Source organism: Mesorhizobium sp. WSM4813, from assembly GCF_055811555.1.
On the sequence record NZ_JBVVQU010000020.1, the window covers coordinates 96,056 to 114,387 of the forward strand.

At 60.9% G+C, this 18,332-nt stretch carries 18 protein-coding genes and 2 pseudogenes; 1 reads left to right on the top strand and 19 read right to left on the bottom strand.

Going from position 1 to position 18,332, the window contains the following annotated elements; translation table 11 throughout:
• Positions 1 to 647: 647 nt before the first annotated feature.
• Positions 648 to 1,010: a MarR family transcriptional regulator gene (locus tag AC0L25_RS14050; RefSeq protein WP_473596036.1), complete on the bottom strand. Its 363-nt coding sequence runs from the start codon at positions 1,008 to 1,010 to the stop codon at positions 648 to 650.
• 519 nt (positions 1,011 to 1,529) lie between these two features.
• Between AC0L25_RS14050 and AC0L25_RS14055 the strand changes: the two genes are divergently transcribed.
• Positions 1,530 to 1,946 (top strand): LysR family transcriptional regulator, encoded by a 417-nt coding sequence (locus AC0L25_RS14055; RefSeq protein ID WP_473596037.1) that lies wholly within the window; start codon positions 1,530 to 1,532, stop codon positions 1,944 to 1,946.
• Here AC0L25_RS14055 and AC0L25_RS14060 read toward each other — a convergent pair.
• The 18 genes and pseudogenes from AC0L25_RS14060 to AC0L25_RS14145 all read right to left on the bottom strand — a co-directional run.
• Positions 1,938 to 2,165 (bottom strand): DUF2274 domain-containing protein, encoded by a 228-nt coding sequence (locus AC0L25_RS14060; RefSeq protein WP_473596038.1) that lies wholly within the window; start codon positions 2,163 to 2,165, stop codon positions 1,938 to 1,940. The two genes, AC0L25_RS14055 and AC0L25_RS14060, sit on opposite strands and share 9 nt — an antisense overlap.
• Positions 2,162 to 3,376 carry a TraB/TrbI/VirB10 family type IV secretion system protein gene (locus tag AC0L25_RS14065; RefSeq protein ID WP_473596039.1) on the bottom strand — a complete coding sequence of 405 codons (1,215 nt, stop codon included), beginning with the start codon at positions 3,374 to 3,376 and terminating at the stop codon, positions 2,162 to 2,164. The genes AC0L25_RS14060 and AC0L25_RS14065 overlap by 4 nt, the downstream gene beginning before the upstream one ends.
• Positions 3,373 to 4,377, bottom strand: a complete 1,005-nt coding sequence (trbG, locus tag AC0L25_RS14070; protein ID WP_473596040.1) for a P-type conjugative transfer protein TrbG — start codon at positions 4,375 to 4,377, stop codon at positions 3,373 to 3,375. The genes AC0L25_RS14065 and trbG overlap by 4 nt, the downstream gene beginning before the upstream one ends.
• A gap of 50 nt (positions 4,378 to 4,427) precedes the next feature.
• Positions 4,428 to 5,114, bottom strand: a complete 687-nt coding sequence (gene trbF, locus AC0L25_RS14075) for a conjugal transfer protein TrbF (RefSeq protein ID WP_473596041.1) — start codon at positions 5,112 to 5,114, stop codon at positions 4,428 to 4,430.
• Positions 5,115 to 5,116: 2 nt separating this feature from the next.
• Positions 5,117 to 6,481 (bottom strand): P-type conjugative transfer protein TrbL, encoded by a 1,365-nt coding sequence (gene trbL, locus AC0L25_RS14080; protein ID WP_473596042.1) that lies wholly within the window; start codon positions 6,479 to 6,481, stop codon positions 5,117 to 5,119.
• Positions 6,478 to 6,846: a putative entry exclusion protein TrbK-alt gene (gene trbK-alt, locus AC0L25_RS14085; RefSeq protein ID WP_473596043.1), complete on the bottom strand. Its 369-nt coding sequence runs from the start codon at positions 6,844 to 6,846 to the stop codon at positions 6,478 to 6,480. Before trbK-alt ends, trbL begins: the two co-directional genes overlap by 4 nt.
• Positions 6,847 to 6,859: 13 nt before the next feature.
• Entirely contained in the window at positions 6,860 to 7,570 is a 711-nt protein-coding gene (gene trbJ / locus AC0L25_RS14090; RefSeq protein WP_473596061.1) for a P-type conjugative transfer protein TrbJ, read from the bottom strand.
• Positions 7,571 to 7,602: 32 nt separating this feature from the next.
• On the bottom strand, positions 7,603 to 10,101 hold the full coding sequence (gene trbE, locus AC0L25_RS14095; protein ID WP_473596044.1) for a conjugal transfer protein TrbE: 2,499 nt from the start codon (positions 10,099 to 10,101) through the stop codon (positions 7,603 to 7,605).
• A gap of 13 nt (positions 10,102 to 10,114) precedes the next feature.
• The gene (locus tag AC0L25_RS14100; protein WP_473596045.1) at positions 10,115 to 10,378 is read right to left on the bottom strand and encodes a VirB3 family type IV secretion system protein; all 264 of its coding nucleotides are present in this window, start codon (positions 10,376 to 10,378) and stop codon (positions 10,115 to 10,117) included.
• Complete coding sequence (locus AC0L25_RS14105) at positions 10,378 to 10,647, bottom strand: TrbC/VirB2 family type IV secretion system protein (protein WP_473596062.1); 270 nt, start codon at positions 10,645 to 10,647, stop codon at positions 10,378 to 10,380. Before AC0L25_RS14105 ends, AC0L25_RS14100 begins: the two co-directional genes overlap by 1 nt.
• A 49-nt stretch (positions 10,648 to 10,696) precedes the next feature.
• Positions 10,697 to 11,737 (bottom strand): P-type conjugative transfer ATPase TrbB, encoded by a 1,041-nt coding sequence (gene trbB, locus AC0L25_RS14110; protein WP_473596046.1) that lies wholly within the window; start codon positions 11,735 to 11,737, stop codon positions 10,697 to 10,699.
• A gap of 155 nt (positions 11,738 to 11,892) precedes the next feature.
• A complete protein-coding gene (locus tag AC0L25_RS14115) occupies positions 11,893 to 12,351 on the bottom strand; it encodes a CopG family transcriptional regulator (protein ID WP_473596063.1) in 459 nt (152 codons plus the stop codon).
• On the bottom strand, positions 12,352 to 14,346 hold the full coding sequence (locus tag AC0L25_RS14120; RefSeq protein ID WP_473596047.1) for a conjugal transfer protein TraG: 1,995 nt from the start codon (positions 14,344 to 14,346) through the stop codon (positions 12,352 to 12,354).
• Positions 14,347 to 14,500: 154 nt separating this feature from the next.
• Positions 14,501 to 14,662, bottom strand: coding sequence for a hypothetical protein (locus tag AC0L25_RS14125; RefSeq protein WP_473596048.1), 162 nt, complete (start codon positions 14,660 to 14,662; stop codon positions 14,501 to 14,503).
• Positions 14,663 to 14,769: 107 nt separating this feature from the next.
• Positions 14,770 to 15,228 carry a hypothetical protein gene (locus tag AC0L25_RS14130; protein ID WP_473596065.1) on the bottom strand — a complete coding sequence of 153 codons (459 nt, stop codon included), beginning with the start codon at positions 15,226 to 15,228 and terminating at the stop codon, positions 14,770 to 14,772.
• A pseudogene (locus AC0L25_RS14135) lies at positions 15,191 to 15,724 on the bottom strand (IS5 family transposase); the annotation flags it as partial. The gene AC0L25_RS14130 and the pseudogene AC0L25_RS14135, both read right to left, overlap by 38 nt.
• Before the next feature lie 112 nt (positions 15,725 to 15,836).
• A pseudogene (locus AC0L25_RS14140) lies at positions 15,837 to 16,210 on the bottom strand (transposase); the annotation flags it as partial.
• A 604-nt stretch (positions 16,211 to 16,814) separates the two neighbouring features.
• The coding region (locus AC0L25_RS14145; RefSeq protein WP_473596049.1) for a hypothetical protein at positions 16,815 to 18,332 on the bottom strand (1,518 nt) is incomplete at its 5' end.

Genomic DNA, 18,332 nt, shown 5'->3' on the forward strand with positions numbered 1-18,332 from the left:
AACCTGGTTCTGGACGATCGTATATTGAGATCGAGAACGCCTCTTTTACGGAACCTCTGGCGTCAGCACCGTCGCCTGTTCAAACGCGACCGGCGAGACACGGTCCAGCGCCGATGAACCAGGACGGCAAGGCCGACACCGGCGAGAGCGGAATGGTGAACCCCGCGGCCGCCGCAGGTCAACCTTGCGCCAAAAGGCGTTCCATGACCGTCTCAAGATCATTGCTTGCCTCCGGAGGCGCCGAAATAGGTCATGACTGGTTGAGCGCCACCAGGGTGCCGCCACGAGCAGCAACAGCTTTGTCGCAGTCTCCGCGACCCACGCCGTTTTCGTCCACAGCTCGACGATCGTTGAGGCCGGCCTGGATTTTGTCCTGCTCCAGGGCGAGAAACAGATCGAGGCGTTCGCGCTTGTACCTTGGACCGCCCAGATGAGAGCTGTTCGTTCTTCCCTAGTCAGCCGGTCCAACCATCCTCAAGTCTCCGGGTCGAGGTTGAGGAGCCTGCGTGCCAGCTTTCGATCTTCACCATTTCCGTCATCCCGCCCGTCTCCTGCTATTCCCAGCACTTGCGGCGCTGGCCGTTGCGATGGTTGCCGAAGACACATTCGGCATGAAATTTGTATCGGGACTACTTCATTAGCGTTTATTAGCGAGGTGATCGTTCGAACCGTCGGATTTGTTCGAAGATCGATTCGGGAATGGAAAACCGACGAGCCTTGCCACGTCCAAGAGTATTCTTGACCTCAACTTCGTCCAGCAGCCTGCGTTTCACCAAAAATGCGATAGTCTCGTAGACACCACCTCGCGTGAGCCCAGTCTCGGCCGTGATAGCGGCAAGGGTCAGCGGCTGGTTGCCGACATGCATACAATAAAGCACGCTCATCAATCCGACCTGCTTTAGCCGGGACGAAGCGGTTTCCTCCTCCAACGGATTGTCCATGATTTCGCGCATGACGAAGGCGGTGAACGACAATGCGCGCCAGCTGTTATCCAATGCTCTTGAAACCATCTTTACTGATTTATATAAGACAGTTAAATGTTATCAGATGGCTTTACAAATAGGAACACCGCATCTTTATTAGCCATGTATAAATTAGCAATTCAAGCATCCTGTCGCCGGCGCGACCTCGCTGACTGCTCACCGACTGTGGTGCAGCAGAGTGTTGCGCTTGACGGAGCTCTCTTGGCCACCTGCTTGACCAGGTTTTTTCAACCAGCGCAAAATGGGGTCAGCGCGTTCAGCGCACCTTCACGAACCAACGTCCTGAGCACAGCCGGTTCGATGAAGCCGTCATTGGCTCGCGGCCTCACCCAAGCGATGGCTGTCCGCGCGAGCTTAGATAAACCGCCTTTGGCTAGAGTGCGCGACGCGATATGCGGGAGCCGAGCACTAGGCTGGCGCAGCCTACAATTGAAGCTTGTGAGGTGGCCTGAGGAGCGCGCCGCCCATATTTCACGCCGGTGAGAGAGCGAGCCATCTCGAGCCGTGACCCGACGAGCCAGATGGCGTCAAGACGAAGGAAGGGAGATGCGGCGAGTCCAGCTCATTACGCTCGATTGCGCACTCGTCGTCGCCGAGGAAGGGAGTTTTCTCCGCGCTTCTCGACGTGTGGGTATCCACTATTCCGCTCTGAGCCGGCGAATCCGGGACCTTGAGCACTCGCTTGGAACCGTGTTGTTCGAGCGTCACGCAGGCGGTGTCCGTCCAACCCCAACCGGCATGAGACTCCTGCACAACCTCCGTCGCGTCCTCGCCGATCTCGACGGTACACTTGCCTGTGCAGATACGGCCCGAGCAGGACAAGCTGGCGGCATCTCAATCAACTTGGATGCATCCGATCACGCAATCGACTTCCTGGACGCAGTTGCCGACTTCATTCGGAGCAGACCGGATATTGCGCGCCGCCTCATGGAAACGAAGCGCGCCGCGGGCCGATTATCCTGACTTCGTTTCGCGCCGGGCTCTGCTGAAAGCTCGGTCCGTGGCCATGAATCGTTGCAGCATCGGCGCAATCAGCTTTGCCGGTTCGGCGACGGTCTGGCCAGTTTCTTGGCTGAGCACCTCGGCGTAAGCGACAAGATCGCGATTAACAGCGGCGGGCAGTTCGATCGTGACCTTGACTGGGCGGTCATCGGGGATGGCCGAAAGTTTCAGCTTGGTCATGATGGATCCTTTGGCGCGCCATACGGAACAAGAACAAGATCACGATTGACGATGATGCGGACGGGGAAACCGGGCCGCACGGTCAGCGTCGGCTGGAGGCTGAGCTGATTGCGCACGATCTGCTGGCCAATGTTGGTGACAGAATCCTGCGCGCTTTCGCGAATGGCCTTGGCGATATCGCTTTCATCATCGCTGGAACCAAGCGACGTCCCAATGCCGAGCAAAGTTGAGAGCGCTGTGGCCCGGAACATTTGGCCCCAATGGTGGTCGACCTCGTCTTCAAGTCCGGAAAACCCTGCAGCGTCCGCGCCCTGTTGGCGCTCCAGCACGATCGAGGTGCCGTCGGGCATGATGAGCCGGTTCCAAACCAGCAGCACGCGCGACTGGCCGAAGGCGACTTGGCTGTCATACTGGCCGATCAACCTCGCACCCTGCGGGATAAGGAGGTACGCTCCTGTCGGGCTGTCGTAGACGTTCTCCGTGACTTGAGCGGTGACCTGGCCTGGCAGGTCGGAACGGATGCCGGTGATGAGAGCGGCGGGAATGACGGTCCCAGCCTGCACGACGTAGGGCGACGCCTTTTCCTCGAGACGATCGGAACTGACGGAGCGTCGGTTCGGTTCGGCATTGATGAAGGCGAGCTTGCGATCCTGCATGTTTTGAGCGGAGCCTAGGTCGAGCGCCGACGGCTCGGCCGGCGCTATCAAGCCGGATATCGTGTTCGCAATTGTCCTTCCTGCGCCAGGATCCTGTCGCCCCGGATTTGCCTGGGCGTTGCTGTCAGCAAAGAGCTTTGCGACGCGCGCGGCCTCGATCTCGGCAAGGCGGCGCTGTTCTTCCGGGTCGGCTCGCGGTGTGCTGACGTTGGGCACCTCGACCGGCTGCCCGCGCTCCCACGCGCGCAGGATCGGCCGTCCGAGATCGCCGGGCAGCGGCGGCCCAAGTTGCGGAACGCCGGAATAGTCCTTCGGCAGCTTTTGCAGTCCGTCGGCGGTGGCGCGGTTTTCAGTGGTGAAGAGCTCGGACGGCTGCTCGTTACCGCGCCGCCTGGTGTCGAGCGCCCAAATCAGTGTGCCAAGGATGGCGACGCTGGCGACGCCTCCCAAGCCGATGAGGACCTTGCGCGACAGGCGCGTGACCCTGCTGGGCTCGGGCCGCAAGCGCAGTTCCTCCCTGATGTCCTGGTTTGGGCTATTTTCGACGTCGCTCATCGGAACATTCCCGTGCTACGCTTGGGTCGGTTCCCGTCGGTACGCACGATGCGAACGCGCTTCTCGCTCGTCTTGTCGCCAAGCCTCAATTCTGCGGCAGCGAACAGCCGGTCAACGACGTAGTAATTCTGGCGAGCGCGGTAATTGACGAGTTCCGAGCCGCCCGATGGGCCGACGACGAAGAGCGGCGGCATTTCCCCCTGCGCAATGCCCGACGGAAACTCGATATAGACTTTTGCGCCATCATCGAAGGCGCGCAGCGGCTTCCAGGGTGCCGCATCGCCCTCGATGCGATAGCGAAAGTTGAGTTTCTGAATGTCGACGCCGGAAGCGACCGGCTGGGCAGCGGAAGCCTGGACGTTATGGCGCCGTAGCGCGATCAACTGGTCCTGCGGATACTGCCAGGATACAGAAGCCATGTAGGTTTTTTCAGTCGAGCGCAGCTCGAGATGATAGGTGCGGCGGTCGCTGTTGATGACGAGGTTGGTCTGGAGATCGGGCCGCGTCGGCTTGACGAGGATGTGGACCTGCAACCGATCCCCTGCTCCACTTTGGGTGTCGCCAATGATCCAGCGCACCGTGTCCCCGGCAGCGACAGGCCCCGTGCCGACAAGCTGTTCGCCGGGCTGCAGCGCGATGTCAGTGACCTGACCGGGCGCTGCATAGATTTGGTAGAGCGCGCCTTCGCTCCAGGGATAGAGTTGGATCGCATTTACGAAACCGTCGCGGACGGGCTGCATTCGCGCAGCCTCGTTTGCCTGGCTGATCCGCTGTTTCGGATCGGCCGTCTCCGCTTTGGCTTTGCCGCTGTCGACCAGCTTCAACTGCCCGGGTAGTGGTAGGGGTTTCGGCAGCTCCACTACCTTCACCGGACTAGGCGGGTCGACCTTCTTCACGGCGGGCACCGCATTGTCGTAACCGATCTCCGGCGGAATGTAGCTTTTCGAGGCGCAACCGGCGAGCGCCGTCCCCGACAGAAGTGCTATGGCAAGCACACGCATGGTGATGTTGGGCTTGGCGCATATTCTTCTACATGTTCGTGCGGCACACATCATGAAAGTTCCTTCGACCAGTTGATGGCATTGACGTAGGCCCCGAGCGGATTGGCTTTCAGCCGATCGGCGTCGTGCGGTTGCTGAATCACTATGGTAAGGATTGCGGTCCAGCGCTCAGTGCCAGCCAGGCTGCCGTTCTCGTAGCGGCGCTCGATCCAGGCAACGCGGAACGAGCCCGGCGAAGCGCGGATGACGCTGGAAACCTCTACCGCGATCTGTATTTTGCCGACCTTGGCAAAAGGGTCGTCGAGGCGGGCGTAGTCGTTCAGAGAGATGGCGCCGCGATCGGTCGTGTAGTCATAGGCACGCAGCCAGTTCTGGCGGACGATGACCGGATCGTCCGGTATGCTCCTGACCTGTTCGATGAACCGGGCAAGGTGCCATGCGATTTGCGGATCGGTTGGTCGATAGTCGGCAACGGCTGGGCCGACCGCCTGTGCTTCGCCAAACTTGTCGACCTGAACGACCCATGGAACCACGGAGCCGCGCGCCGACTGCCAGACCAGCGCGGATGCAAAACCGCCGGCCAGCACGAGCGAGCCGAAGGCAATCAGCCGCCAGTTTTTTGCTTGCACACGGGCCGAGCCGATGCGCTCATCCCAGACCTGCTGGGCACGTTGATAAGGTGTTTCCGGCTGAGCCGTTTTTCCGTAACGAACAGAGGGTCGTCTGAAAGGGTTCATCGTCAGTCATCCTGATTGAGGGAGACATTCATCGAGCCGCCACCATGATCGCCGGAGCGGATGGAATGCGCGGCCATCCTGGTGCCATGGCTCAGGGCCTGGCTTCGCTTCATGCGCTTGGCCCACGCCGGCGGCGCGCCGGCCCTGGATTCGGGGATCGGCGCAGAGGCTGAGAAAGCGGTGGCCGGCGGCGGCTCTCCACCGGTCGCAACCCATGCAGCCGAGCGGCCGGCCTGATGGCTGGACGACAGAGCTGAAGCCGCGCGCGACATTGCCTGCTTCATCGGCTGCGCGGCGGCGCCGGCACCCGCTTTGGCGACACCCGCCATGCCAGCGGCGATTGAGCCTGCACCGCTTTGGCCGGATGTGGCTGCGGCAAGTCCCCAGGCGGTAGAAGTACTGCCGGCCAGATGCGCACCGCCACGTGCGGCAGCTGCCGACATGCGCCCACCCGCAGTGAGCGCGCCCGCTGCGCCGCCCATGCCGGCGCGGGCGCCCATTGCGCCAGCAACGCCAAGGCCGACAGCTCCAAGGCTAGTGCCGACGGCGGCACCCGCACCTAGCTGTGGCGCACCAGAGACCAGGCCCGTCGCAATGCCGGGGCCGAAGATCGAGAGGCCCATAAGAGACAGCGCGCCCAGCACAAGCGAAAGCGCATCTGTGATCGTCGGCTGCTCGGCACCAAACCCTTTGGTGAATTCGCTGAAGAGGCCCGAGCCTATGCCGACGATGACCGCGAGCACCAGGATCTTGACACCGGAAGCGACGATGTTGCCGAGCACCTTTTCAGCGAGAAAGGCAGTCCTGTTGAACAACGCAAAGGGGATCAGCACGAAGCCGGCAAGCGTCGTCAGCTTGAATTCGATCAGAGTAACGAAGATCTGGACAGCCAGAACGAAGAAGGCGATCAGCACGATTGCCCAAGCGATCATCAGCACTGTGATCTGGACAAAATTCTCAAAGAACGAGATGTAGCCCATCAACTGGCTGGCGGCTTCCAGGATTGGATTGCCTGCGTCGATGCCGACCTGCGCGACACGTCCTGGCTGCAGCAGTGCCGAGCCCGAAAGTGCGGACCCTCCGGCCTTCAGGCCGAGCCCCGAAAAGCTCTCGAAGACGATGCCGGCAAGACGATTGAAGTTGCCGATGATGAAGGCGAAGAAGCCGATATAAAGCGTCTTCTTCACCAGCCGATGCAGCACGTCTTCGTCGGCGCCCCAGGCCCAGAACACGCCGGCGAGCGTGACGTCGATGATGATCAGGGTGGAGGTGAGGAACGCGACTTCCCCACCAAGCAGGCCAAACCCGGAATCGATATAGCGGGTAAAAGTCTCCAGGAAACGGTCGATGACGCCGGTGTCGTTCATGGAACCACCTTGTTCGGGCGAAGCTGGTCTTCCGCGCCGGGCCGCGTAGACGGCTGCAGCGGCAGGAGTCGGCCCTGGTCTTCTTCGGTCGATGGAGCCGCGTATGGTGCTGCGGGCCGGGAGGGCCGCAGGAAACGCCGACGGTTTTCGGCCCAGGCCTTCTTGCAGGCCTCGTCAGCAATTGCGGCCATGCCGATGTCCCGGCATCGAGCAAGTTGGATCCTTGCCGGCTCGCCGCCCGGATTTGCGGAGCGCGGGGAGGACGCGTCCTGCGAGCCGTCGCCGCGCAACGCCATGGAGGCGGCGGTCATGGCGGCGCCGAGGGCAAGAACGGCTGTCATCCGGGCGGCGATCTTGAGATTCATGCGGACCCTCGCCTCAGTCGTGGAACATTCTTGTGGAAGACGGGCTGTAGCTGCTGCCCGTCATGAAGCGGCTAAACTGCTCTCGTGCCTGCTCCTGCGCTGCGGCCTTCATTGCTTGATCGAGGGCTTCGGCTCTCCCTTGTGCGGCCAACATCGCGGTGAGGTCGGCAACCTGCTTCGCCTGCACGGCGAGAAGCTGGTTGCCGGCTTGTGTCGCCTGCAGAACGCCGACGGCTGACTGGCTGGCGCCGACCAGCAAACTGGTCTGTTCTTGCGTCCCCTCGATGTTGTCGACGGCGACGGCGCCGGCCTTGAGCGAATGCTCAAAAGCCGACACCGAGGTCTGCCAGCGTTGACGCGCGCCATCGACAAGCTGCTGGCTGGAAAGGTCCGACCCGAGCTGCTGGTAAGTCGACTTAAATTGACTCTCGATATCCTGAACACTGTAGGCGAGTTTGTTTGCCTCGCCGAGCAGGCTCTTCATCTGCGAGAAATTGCCTTCGATCTGGCCAAGCAGCGAGATCGGCAGCGAGGTAAGGTTTTTCGCCTGGTTAATCAGCATCTGCGCTTCGTTTTGAAGCGAGGTGATCTGGTTGTGGATCTGCTCCAGGGCGCGCGATGCCGAAAGTAGGTTTTCGGCATAGTTCTTGGGATCGAATACGATCAGTGCCGATGCCGACGTCGAAGACAACGCGACGGCGACGGCGATCGCACCAGCCGCCATGCGGCGGATACGACAACGTGCACGAACGGATCTCATGAGGAAATCTCCTTTGCGGATTGGTCGATTTGATTGGTGAGATCGGGAACGAGTTCGGCCGCCCAGGAAAGACCGCGGTTCGCAAGCCAAGCCGAGAGGAAGTGTTGCATGCCGCCCTCGGCGACGATCCGGTCGATCGCGGCCTGATCGGATTTGGATGATGCGGCGCATAGCGCCAGCGCGATCGGACCTAAACCCAGCTCGAATAGGCGATTGCCGCGCCGCGAGTGGCAATAGTAGTCGCGCTTCGGCGTCGATCGGGCAATGATCTCGATCTGGCGATCGTTGAGACCAAAGCGGCGATAAACGGCCGTGATCTGGGGCTCGATCGCCCGCTCGTTCGGCAGGAAGAGCCGCGTCGGACAGCTTTCAACGATGACCGGGGCGATCGGCGATCCGTCGATATCGGACAGCGATTGCGTGGCGAAGATGACAGAAGCGTTTTTCTTCCTCAGCGTCTTCAGCCATTCGCGCAACTGATGGGCGAAGCCGCCATCGTCGAGCGCCAGCCAGCCTTCGTCGATGATCAGCAGCGTCGGGCGCCCATCCATCCTCTGCTCGATGCGATGGAAGAGATAGGCAAGCACGGCGGGAGCCGCACCCGTGCCGATCAGCCCTTCGGTCTCGAAGGCCAGGACCGACGCCTGACCCAGATGTTCATGCTCTGCATCGAGCAGCCGGCCGTATGGACCGCCGATGCAATAGGGACGGAGCGCCTGCTTCAGTTGCGAGGATTGCATCAGCACAGTCAGGCCGGTCAGCGTGCGTTCCTGAACCGGCGCGCTGGCCAACGACGTCAGCGCCGACCAGAGATGTTCTCTTACCTCCGGCGTTACGGGGAGACCCTCGCGCAAAAGAATGTCAACGAGCCAGTCGGCGGCCCATGCGCGCTCGGATGTCTGATGAACGTGCCCAAGCGGCTGCAACGCAACGCTATCGATGACGTCTGAGAGATTTGTATGCGCGACCGGATCGTCGGACCCCTGCCCGCTTGAAGCGTTGCTGCCAAGGTTGTGCCAGTCGCCACCCATGGCCAGCACGGCCGCTCGGATCGAGCCGCCGAAGTCGAAGGCAAAAATCTGGTTTTTTCTATAACGGCGGAACTGCAGTGCCATCATTGCCAACAGGACCGACTTGCCGGCCCCGGTTGGGCCGACGACGAGCGTGTGGCCGACATCGCCAACGTGAAGGCTGAACCGGAATGGCGTGGCGCCTTCGGTCCTGGCAAAGAACAGCGGCGGCGCGCCAAGATGCTCGTCCTCAGCCGGTCCTGCCCAGACAGCCGAGAGCGGAATCATGTGGGCAAGATTCAGCGTCGACAGCGGCGGCTGACGCACATTGGCATAGACGTGGCCAGGGATGCTGCCCAGCCATGCCTCGATGGCGTTGACACCTTCAGCGATGCACGTGAAGTCCCTGCCCTGGATGACCTTTTCCACCAGCCGCAGCTTTTCGTCGGCGATCGACGGGTCGGCATCCCAAACCGTAACGCCGGCGCTGACATAGGCTTGGCCGATCTGGTCGGAGCCGAGGTCCTGCAGTGCTGCGTCCGCGTCGGCCGCCTTGTTGACGGCATCGGTATCGACAAGGACGGATGCCTCGTTGGTCATCACCTCCTTGAGGATCGCTGCGACTGATTTCCGTTTGGCAAACCACTGGCGGCGGATCTTCGTCACCAACCTGGTCGCGTCAACCTTGTCGAGCATGATCGCCCGCGTCGACCAGCGGTAAGGGAAAGCGAGCCGATTGAGATCGTCGAGGATTCCCGGAAAAGTGGTTGTCGGGAACCCGGTGATGGTGAGGGTGCGCAGATGGACATCGCTGAGCTTCGGCTCCAGCCCACCGACGAGCGACTGATCGAGAAGCAATGCGTCCAAATGCATCGGTGTTTCGGGAACGCGAACCCGATGGCGCTTAGTGGAAATGCAGGAATGCAGGTAAGTGAGCGTCTCGCCGTCATCGAGCCAGTCGGCTTCGGGGACAAAACCTTCGACCAAGTTCAGAACGCGGTCGGTGCGGTCGACAAAACTCTTCAGGAGTTCCCACGGATCGACACCGGTCTTTTCCCGACCTTCGTAAAGCCAGCTCTCCATGCACGAAGCTTCTTCGGCCGGCGGCAACCAGACGAAGGTCAGGAAATAGCTGCTCTCGAACAGCACACCGGTGTCTTCGAATTGCTCGCGCCGCTCGATGTCGAGGAGTGCAGATGCGCTATCGGCAAACCCACTGTCGGGATAGTCGGTGGCCGGGTTGCGCTGTGCCTCGACAAAGATGGCCCAGCCGGAGCCAAGACGACGCAGCGCGCTGTTCAGCCGCGCCGTCGTGCCGACTAGCTCGGCCGGCGTAGCGGAATCCAGATCAGGACCGCGGAAACGGGCAGTTCTCTGGAAAGAGCCATCCTTGTTAAGCACCACGCCCGGCGCCACCAGGGCGGCCCAGGGCAGATAGTCGGCGAGCCTGGATGAGCGTTTGCGATATTCGGCGAGGTTTATCATGGCGAAAAACCTCTCAGCAGCCGAGATGCGCGGGATAGCGCAGATGCCGGCGAACGACATCGACGAACTGCGCGTCGCGCCTGGCGGCCCAGACGGCCGCAAAATGGCCGATCGCCCAGATGATCAGTCCGGCAATCCAGAGCCTCAAGCCCAGGCCGACGGCGCCAGCCAGGGTGCCATTAGCGATGGCGACCGCGCGGGGCGCGCCGCCGAGAAGGATCGGTTCGGTGAGCGCACGATGCACCGGCGCGAAAAAACCACGGATGTCCTCATCCATCAGATCAGCGCTCCGCCACCGAAGGAGAAGAACGAGAGAAAGAAAGAACTCGCGGCGAAGGCAATCGACAGCCCGAACACGATCTGGATCAGCCGGCGAAATCCGCCCGAGGTGTCGCCGAAGGCGAGCGACAGGCCGGTGACGATGATGATGATCACCGCCACAATCTTGGCGACCGGCCCCTCGATCGATTCGAGGATCTGTTGAAGCGGCTCCTCCCAGGGCATGGAGGAACCTGCTGCATGTGCAGACGCGATCATCATAGTCATGACCGCAGAAGTCGACGCAGCCAGCGGCAGCACCGCACTAAATCCAGGACTAGAGGGTGAAGTGAAGCGGATCGGATTCATTCTGCGGCTCCGTTGGGACTGGGGATTCATGGGTTGGTTCGGTCTCGAGTCTGGCGTCGAGCATTCGATAGTCGCCGGTGGCAGGATCGATTCCGTCGACGAGCGCGATCTCGGCAAGGCGTCGGGCCGAGCCGCGCCCGGTGAGGACCGCGATGAGATCGATGGTTTCGGCGATCAGCGCGCGCGGCACAGTGACGACAGCCTCCTGCACGAGCTGCTCAAGTCGACGCAGAGCGCCGACAGCGGAGCTGGCATGGATGGTACCGATGCCGCCCGGATGACCGGTGCCCCAGGCCTTTAGGAGGTCAAGAGCCTCGGCGCCGCGCACCTCGCCGATCGGAATGCGGTCGGGGCGAAGCCGCAATGATGATTTAACCAGATCGCAGAGCGAAGCGACGCCGTCCTTGGTGCGCATAGCAACCAGATTGGCTGCCGCGCACTGCAGTTCTCGCGTGTCCTCGATCAGCACAACGCGATCCGAAGTCTTCGCCACCTCCGCCAGCAGTGCATTGACCAATGTGGTCTTGCCGGTAGACGTCCCGCCTGCAACCAGGATATTCATGCGCCTTGCGACAGCGAGTTGCAGCACGTCGGCCTGGCTCTCGGTCATGACGCCAGACGCGACATAATTCTGAAGCGTGAACACGGCAACGGCAGGCTTGCGGATGGCGAAGGTGGGTGCAGTGACGACAGGCGGCAGCAGGCCCTCGAAGCGTTCACCCGTTTCCGGCAGTTCGGCCGACACTCGCGGATTTCCGGGATGCACTTCTGCGCCGACATGGTGCGCAACCAGCCGGAGGATCCGCTCGCCATCGGCGGGCAGCAGAACTTCGTTGGTGGCGACAAGTCCTTCCTTCAGCCGGTCGACCCAGAGGCGCCCGTCCGGGTTGAGCATCACCTCGACGATTGCCGGGTCTTCAAGGAAGCCGGCGATGGCCGCGCCGAGCGCCGTGCGCAGCATGCGCGCCCCGCGCAATACTGCTTCTGTGCCGGCATACGTGGTTGCCATGTTGGTCCCCATCGCTTGCGGCGAACTGGTTTGTGCCGCGGTCGGGGATGATTAGAAGAGGCAGGGACGGCGGCCTTGCAACAAGCAAATCGAGCGATAGCACTGCGGCGTGAAGAGACTTGCGAAATGCGGGCGGCTGCGCCCCGACAGGGCCGCTATCTGCTTGCGGTCAAATCATCGGCGTCGGCGCGCGTTGCCGGCGAGATGTCCTCGGCGAGCTCCTGCCTGAGTTTTGGCCCTTTGCTCAACCTGCGACCAAGTGCGTCGATGAACCGGTCATAGCGTTGCAGTCCTTTCGCGCGGGCTTCGGCCTGCACCGATTCCGGCAACGCCGGCGTCGAGCTGAGCCAGAAACGGATGAACAGCGCTAACGTCTCTATGGCGATGCCGACGTCTCGCTCGACGCGCTGCACGCGGCGGTCGATCTGGTCGAGGCGCCTGGTCACCGCCGCCTCTTTCCGCTCCTCCGCATCCGGTGACACGAATGAGGCGATCGCCGCCTCGGCGATCAGCGACAGCGAAACGTCGCGCCGTGCCGCGTAGTCGGCGAGCGCGTTCATGACGTGAGGGTCGAGATAGGCCGACAGCCGTTTTTTCTTCGCGTTCTTCACAATTCAAAACCCCATGCCGTCATTGGGATCGAGGGCGGCCTGCCGGGCGGCGCGCCGCATGACCTGATCGACCACGCGCCGACGGGCGGCGTCATCCTCAGGCTCGTCCCGGTCGAGGTCGAACTCGCCGTCGCGCTGTGTGGTTCGGTCGGACGCGATATCCTCGTGTTTCGGAATTTCTGGCTGGCGGCGAATGCCGCTATTTGCCGGATCCTCGTCCTGCGGTTCCGGGGCCTTAAATCGCCGAGGACCGTCTTCCGCAACCGCGGGAATTATTGCGTCGGTCCAGTCGTCGAGGCGCGACATTCCTTCGACCATATCGGGCTTCGGTGGCGGCAGAACGCGTTCAGCAAATCTAGGGTCCGCAAAATAACGTGCCTTTTTTGCCCGGATCGGGAACAGACCTGACACCATGACGATGGCGTCAGTCGATGGCATCTGCATGACCTCGCCAGGCGTCATTAAGGCGCGCGCCGTTTCCTGCCGCGATACCATGAGATGTCCGAGCCAGGGCGAAAGGCGGTGCCCGGCATAGTTCTTCATCGCGCGCTGCTCGGTCGCCGTGCCGAGCGAGTCGGAGACGCGCTTGGCAGTCCGTTCGTCGTTGGTGGCGAAGCTCACCCGCACATGACAGTTGTCGAGAATGGAGTTGCTTGGACCATATGCCTTTTCGATCTGATTGAGCGATTGAGCAATCAGAAAGCTTCTGATGCCGTAGCCCGCCATGAAGGCGAGAGCCGACTCGAAGAAATCGAGCCGGCCGAGAGCCGGGAATTCGTCAAGCATCATCAACAGTTGCTGTCGTCGCTTTTTCGCATGGAGATCTTCCGTCAGCCTGCGGCCGATCTGGTTGAGCACGAGGCGGATCAGCGGCTTTGTGCGACTGATGTCCGATGGCGGCACGACCAGATAGAGGGTCGTCGGTCGCTCACGCTCGACAAGATCGGCGATCCGCCAGTCGCAGCGTGAGGTCACCTTAGCCACAACCGGGTCGCGGTAGAGCCCCAGAAAGCTCATGGCTGTAGAAAGAACCCCGGAGCGTTCGTTCTCCGACTTGTTGAGCAGTTCCCGTGCCGCCGATGCCACGACAGGATGCGGACCGCCCTCACCCAGGTGCTTCGTCAGCATCATGGCGCGCAGCGTCGTCTCGATCGATCGTTGTGGGTCTGAGAGAACGTTGGCAACGCCGGCAAGTGTCTTGTCCTTTTCGGCGTAGAGGACATGCAGGATGGCGCCAACCAACAGCGCATGGCTGGTCTTTTCCCAATGATTTCTACGCTCCAAAGAGCCCTCCGGGTCGACCAGCACGTCGGCGACGTTCTGAACATCGCGCACTTCCCATTCACCGCGCCGCACTTCCAGCAATGGATTGTATGCGGCCGACGTCGCATTGGTCGGATCGAACAGCAGTACGCGGCCAAAGCGCGACCGCCATCCAGACGTCAGTTCCCAATTCTCCCCCTTGATGTCATGCACAACAGCGCTTCCCGGCCAAGTGAGCAGGGTCGGCACAACGAGGCCGACGCCCTTGCCGCTTCGAGTTGGCGCGAAGCACAACACATGTTCTGGACCATCATGACGTAGATAGTGGCGGTCGAGTTTCCCGAGCACGACGCCGTCGGGACCGATCATGCCTTCGGCTCTGACTTCTTCGCGCGTGGCCCAGCGTGCCGATCCGTAGGTCGCCGCATTCTTTGCTTCCCGCGCCCGCCACACCGACATCCCAATCGCAACGGCGATCGCCATGAAGCTGCCGCTCGCGGAGATCAGCCCACCCTCGATGAAAACTTCAGGCGCATAGGCATCGTAGAAGAACCACCACCAGAAAAATGCAGGCGGTGGATAGACGGACTGGCCAAAAAGCTCGAACCAAGGCGAGCCCAACTGCGGCTGGAAGCCCAGCCGCCACGCCGTCCACTGCGTCGCACCCGATGTGGTGACGAGCACAATCAGAAGGACAGTGAGGATTTGGCCCCACAATATTTTGGTCGCGTGCATTTCTCTTCTCCCTGGGCGAGCGACAGGAAGAAAATAGAGAATGGCAAGCGTCTGTATACACAAGGGCAAATATAATATTAAAGTAATGTACGTATTTTGACGTGAAGAGACTTGCACAGTGCGGCGTAGTATCGCCTGTTATATTCCGATTATCTCACAAAATTGTCAGAATTTTTCCTAAACAGTGATGGGCGATCAGAGGAGCACACTTTGCGCTGTGGTCCGACCAGGCAAAATTTCCGATGGTCGCCAGCACGGCAAACTCAGGGGCGTGATTGAGTTTGTCATGACCAGGGGTGATGGCGATGCCAAACATCCGCAAAGGCCACCCAGGCGAAAGGGTTAGCAGGAGAACGCAGCGAGCGTGGATAGAAAAGCAAAAAGTGCTGAGAGTCCGTTTGAGAATGCGGTGTCCTGGTCGGATCACCCAGACTGCGCGTCCTCTTCGTTCTCTTCGCTAAACCGGCCTCGCACGCGCATGAGGCTGAGCGCCTTGCAGGCGACAGGCTGTATGCGCTTTGGCCAGCCTGTGGCGATAAGTTCGTCAGCGGTCATGTTGCCCGGCGTGGCATTGCAGGCATCATCGAGAATGCCGCTGACTTCGAGTAGCAAAGCTTCTTCGTCCGGGCTGATCGCACTGTTTCGGCGCATTCCCCCATCCCCACGATGAGGAACCCAGTCGAAGAAACTCTCAAAATATTCCGCTGGCCATTCGCGGCGCACGCCTTCGTCACCGTCAGCCAAGGTTTCGACGGCTTCCATGATCCGATTGCGAATGCGTTGATCGATCAGGCGGTCTGAAGGCTGCTCTTCCATATAGATATAATGTGCAGCAGATCGGGGTTCATGCAAGGCGCCGAAGCAGGTTGCTGGCCATGGCAAGATGGATCATCGCCTCCGACACGTCGAGACGCTTCTCATAGTCGCGGACGAGCCTTCGCCAGCGAGTCATCCAGCCGAAGGCGCTCGACAACCCAGCGTCGGGGGAGCACCTTGAAGCCGGAGACATCGTCAGACCGGCGGATGATCTCGACGGTGAAGTCCCGCAACACGGCCGCGTCGAGCAGCTTGGTGCGGTCGTAGGCACCATCGCCAAACAGGTGCTTGAGCCATGGCCAGCGCCTGCGGATCGCCGATATGATCTCCTGCGCGCCCGCACTGTCGGAGATGTCGGCTGTGGTCAGGTTGACCATCAACAATCGTCCGTCGGTATCGACCGCGATGTGGCGCTTGCGCCCCTTGATCCGCTTGCCGCATCGTAACCGCCGCCGGACAAGGCCGAAGGTGCCTTGACCGACTGGCTATCGACAACGGCTGCGGACGGGCTTTGCTCGCGCGCCTCTCGCTCCCGGTCGAGCATCAGCGCCACGTCGTGGACGTGGGAAGCAGTTGAACCGGCCTTTATGGCAGCGGTCCTTATCATCAAGCGCGATGCATTTAGCCAGACGAGTTCGTGGCCGTCTGAAGCTAACGGTATACTTAGACTAGCACTACTTTGGCAGATTTTTAGCGAAGAGGGTTCTGCGGCAGTGGGGGCAACGGATTGGGGGCGGCTGCGCGAGCGCGGAGAGGATGGCTTGCCTGACGGCGGTAGGCTCGGTTAGGGCGGCGGGCCGAGGATTCTTTTTTCCCCCTCCCGCTTGTTTGAGGCGGCGAGATTGCAGGAAGGCGTAGGCGATCATCGTCATCAGCGCGTGCCGGTGCAGGCCCGTCCATGAGCGCCCCTCGAAGTGGTCGAGGCCAAGTTCCTCCTTGAGCTGCTGATGCGCCTGTTCGCAGACCCAGCGCGCCTTGATGGCGCCTGCGATCTGCTTGAGCGGGTGTCGGCGGGCAAGTTGGAGAGGTAGTATTTGCGCTCGCCGGAACGACTGCCTCAAGACCTGCAACAACACATCACGACATGACAGGCGGCATTCCTGTCAGCTTGGGAAGCTCGCCCTTAGACCGATTTAATGGGTAGAATAGGCGAAGCGTCAGAAATCGATGACGGTCGTGTCTTTGACTAGCCGCATCGACTTGTGTCCGGTCGGGCGTGTATGTCGCCCTTACCTTCCTTGGGATGCCAGTTGAGCCTGGCCGCCTCGCGGTCCCCACCGTTATAGAAATAGCCGTAGGTGTCAATCTTTGCATTCTTAGGATCGATTCCGAGATGGTCGGTCAGGAACTTGACCCGTCGATAAATACGCCATTTCTCCTGCCTCACTAGCGGTAGGGCATTGAACCGCCCAACAGCATTCAGTTGCGGTGGGCAGAGATCGTAGATTGTTGAATTTCATCGGGAATGATGTTCGCCAGATCTTTCGGGATTGTACACTTGACAAGTATGGCGGCTAGAGCCGCGAATGAAGTCGGCTGAGATAGGCAGAGGCTCGGCCAATTGGCCTTGCATTTCAGGCGTGTCGTACAGAAACTCACCGCCACCCGGGCGGTATTGGCGATCGGCTTGTCGGACGCCTTCGCCAACTTATTCAAATCACAAAGAATGCATCTTCCGTAAGCGACAGACCTGGAGAGAGAGTGGCGAATTGTGTTTGAACCGCGCCGCCAATCCCGTCGCTGTCGAACGAGAGCGCTCCGGTTGAATTGTTGTAGAGGATACGGTCGGAACTGTCGTGCGCGGATGCACCCGCAAAGAAAGCGGCGGATGTGAGCGCGCCCCCGCCCAGCCCGGCGAAAATGGCATTCTCGAGATGGATCTTGTCCTGGGACGGGTTGAAGTCGGTAATCCTGTCGACATTGCCGTTACCAAGGGCGCTATTGAAAACGAAGGTGTCGTTGCTATCGTTGCCGGTCAGGATGTCGGCGCCTCGCCCACCGTTGATGACGTTGGCGCCGGCATTGCCCTGGATGGTCTGGCCAATCTCGTTGCCGGTGAGGTTGATCGCTCCCGTGCCGGCGGAGTTCGTGGTGGCGAGGAGCCCGATCGACGAGCCGGCCGAAAGCGCATAGCTTACTGAAGTGAACACCTTGTCTGTGCCGCCCCCCGCCGCCTCGAGCACCCTATCGGCGGCATTGTCGACATAATAGGTGTCGTTACCGCTATAGCCGACCATCGTGTCGGCACCGGCGCGGCCGTTGATGATGTTAGTGCCGGCATTGCCCTGGATGGTCTGGGCGAACTCATTGCCAGTTAGGTTGATTGCCGTCGTGCTGGACTGGCTGGTGGTGGCGAGAAGCTCGATTTGCGAGCCGGCCAACAGAGCATAACTCAACGAGGCGAGCACCTTGTCGGTGCCGCCGCCCACCGCCTCGACGACCCTGTCGCCAGCATTGTCGACATAATAGGTGTCGTTGCCGCCATTGCCGGTCATCGTGTCGGCGCCGTCGAGGCCGTTGATGACATTGGCGCCGGCATTGCCCTGAATGGTCTGGGCGAACTCGTTGCCGGAGAGGTTGATTGCCGTCGTGCCAGATGGATTCGTGGTGGCGAGAAGCTCGATTTCCGAGCCGGCCGCGAGCGCATAGTTCAGCGAGGTGAGCACCCTGTCGGTGCCGCCGCCGGCCGCCTCATTCACCTTGTCGCCGGCATTGTCGACGTAGTAGGTGTCGTTGCCACCGTAGCCGATCATCGTGTGGGCACCGGTCCCCTGGAGTACATCGGCTCCGCTGGTGCCGTAGAGCGTATCGTCGGGCGGGCTGGTGTTATGCTGCAGGAAAAAGTCTTGCATCGCCGGAGTGTTGCCAAGCGAGGTTTCGCCGTTCTGCGAGGACCATTTATAAACCATGTCAAAGGCAGCATTGGGTACCAGTCTTTCCCAGTGGTCGATCATGGTCTGCATCTGGGACGTCGTGGGCATGACATATGACCCGCCCGTATTGGTCGCCCAGCCGCCGCCGCCAAACGCCTGATAGACCGGAACGATCGCGCTCTGCGGGATGCCTGCTTCCAACGCCGCAGCCACGGCTCTGTCGATGTAGTTGAAGTCCACCGCAGTCGTGCGCACCGGATAAGGGTTTATTCCGTAATAATCGATGCCAGTGTTGGC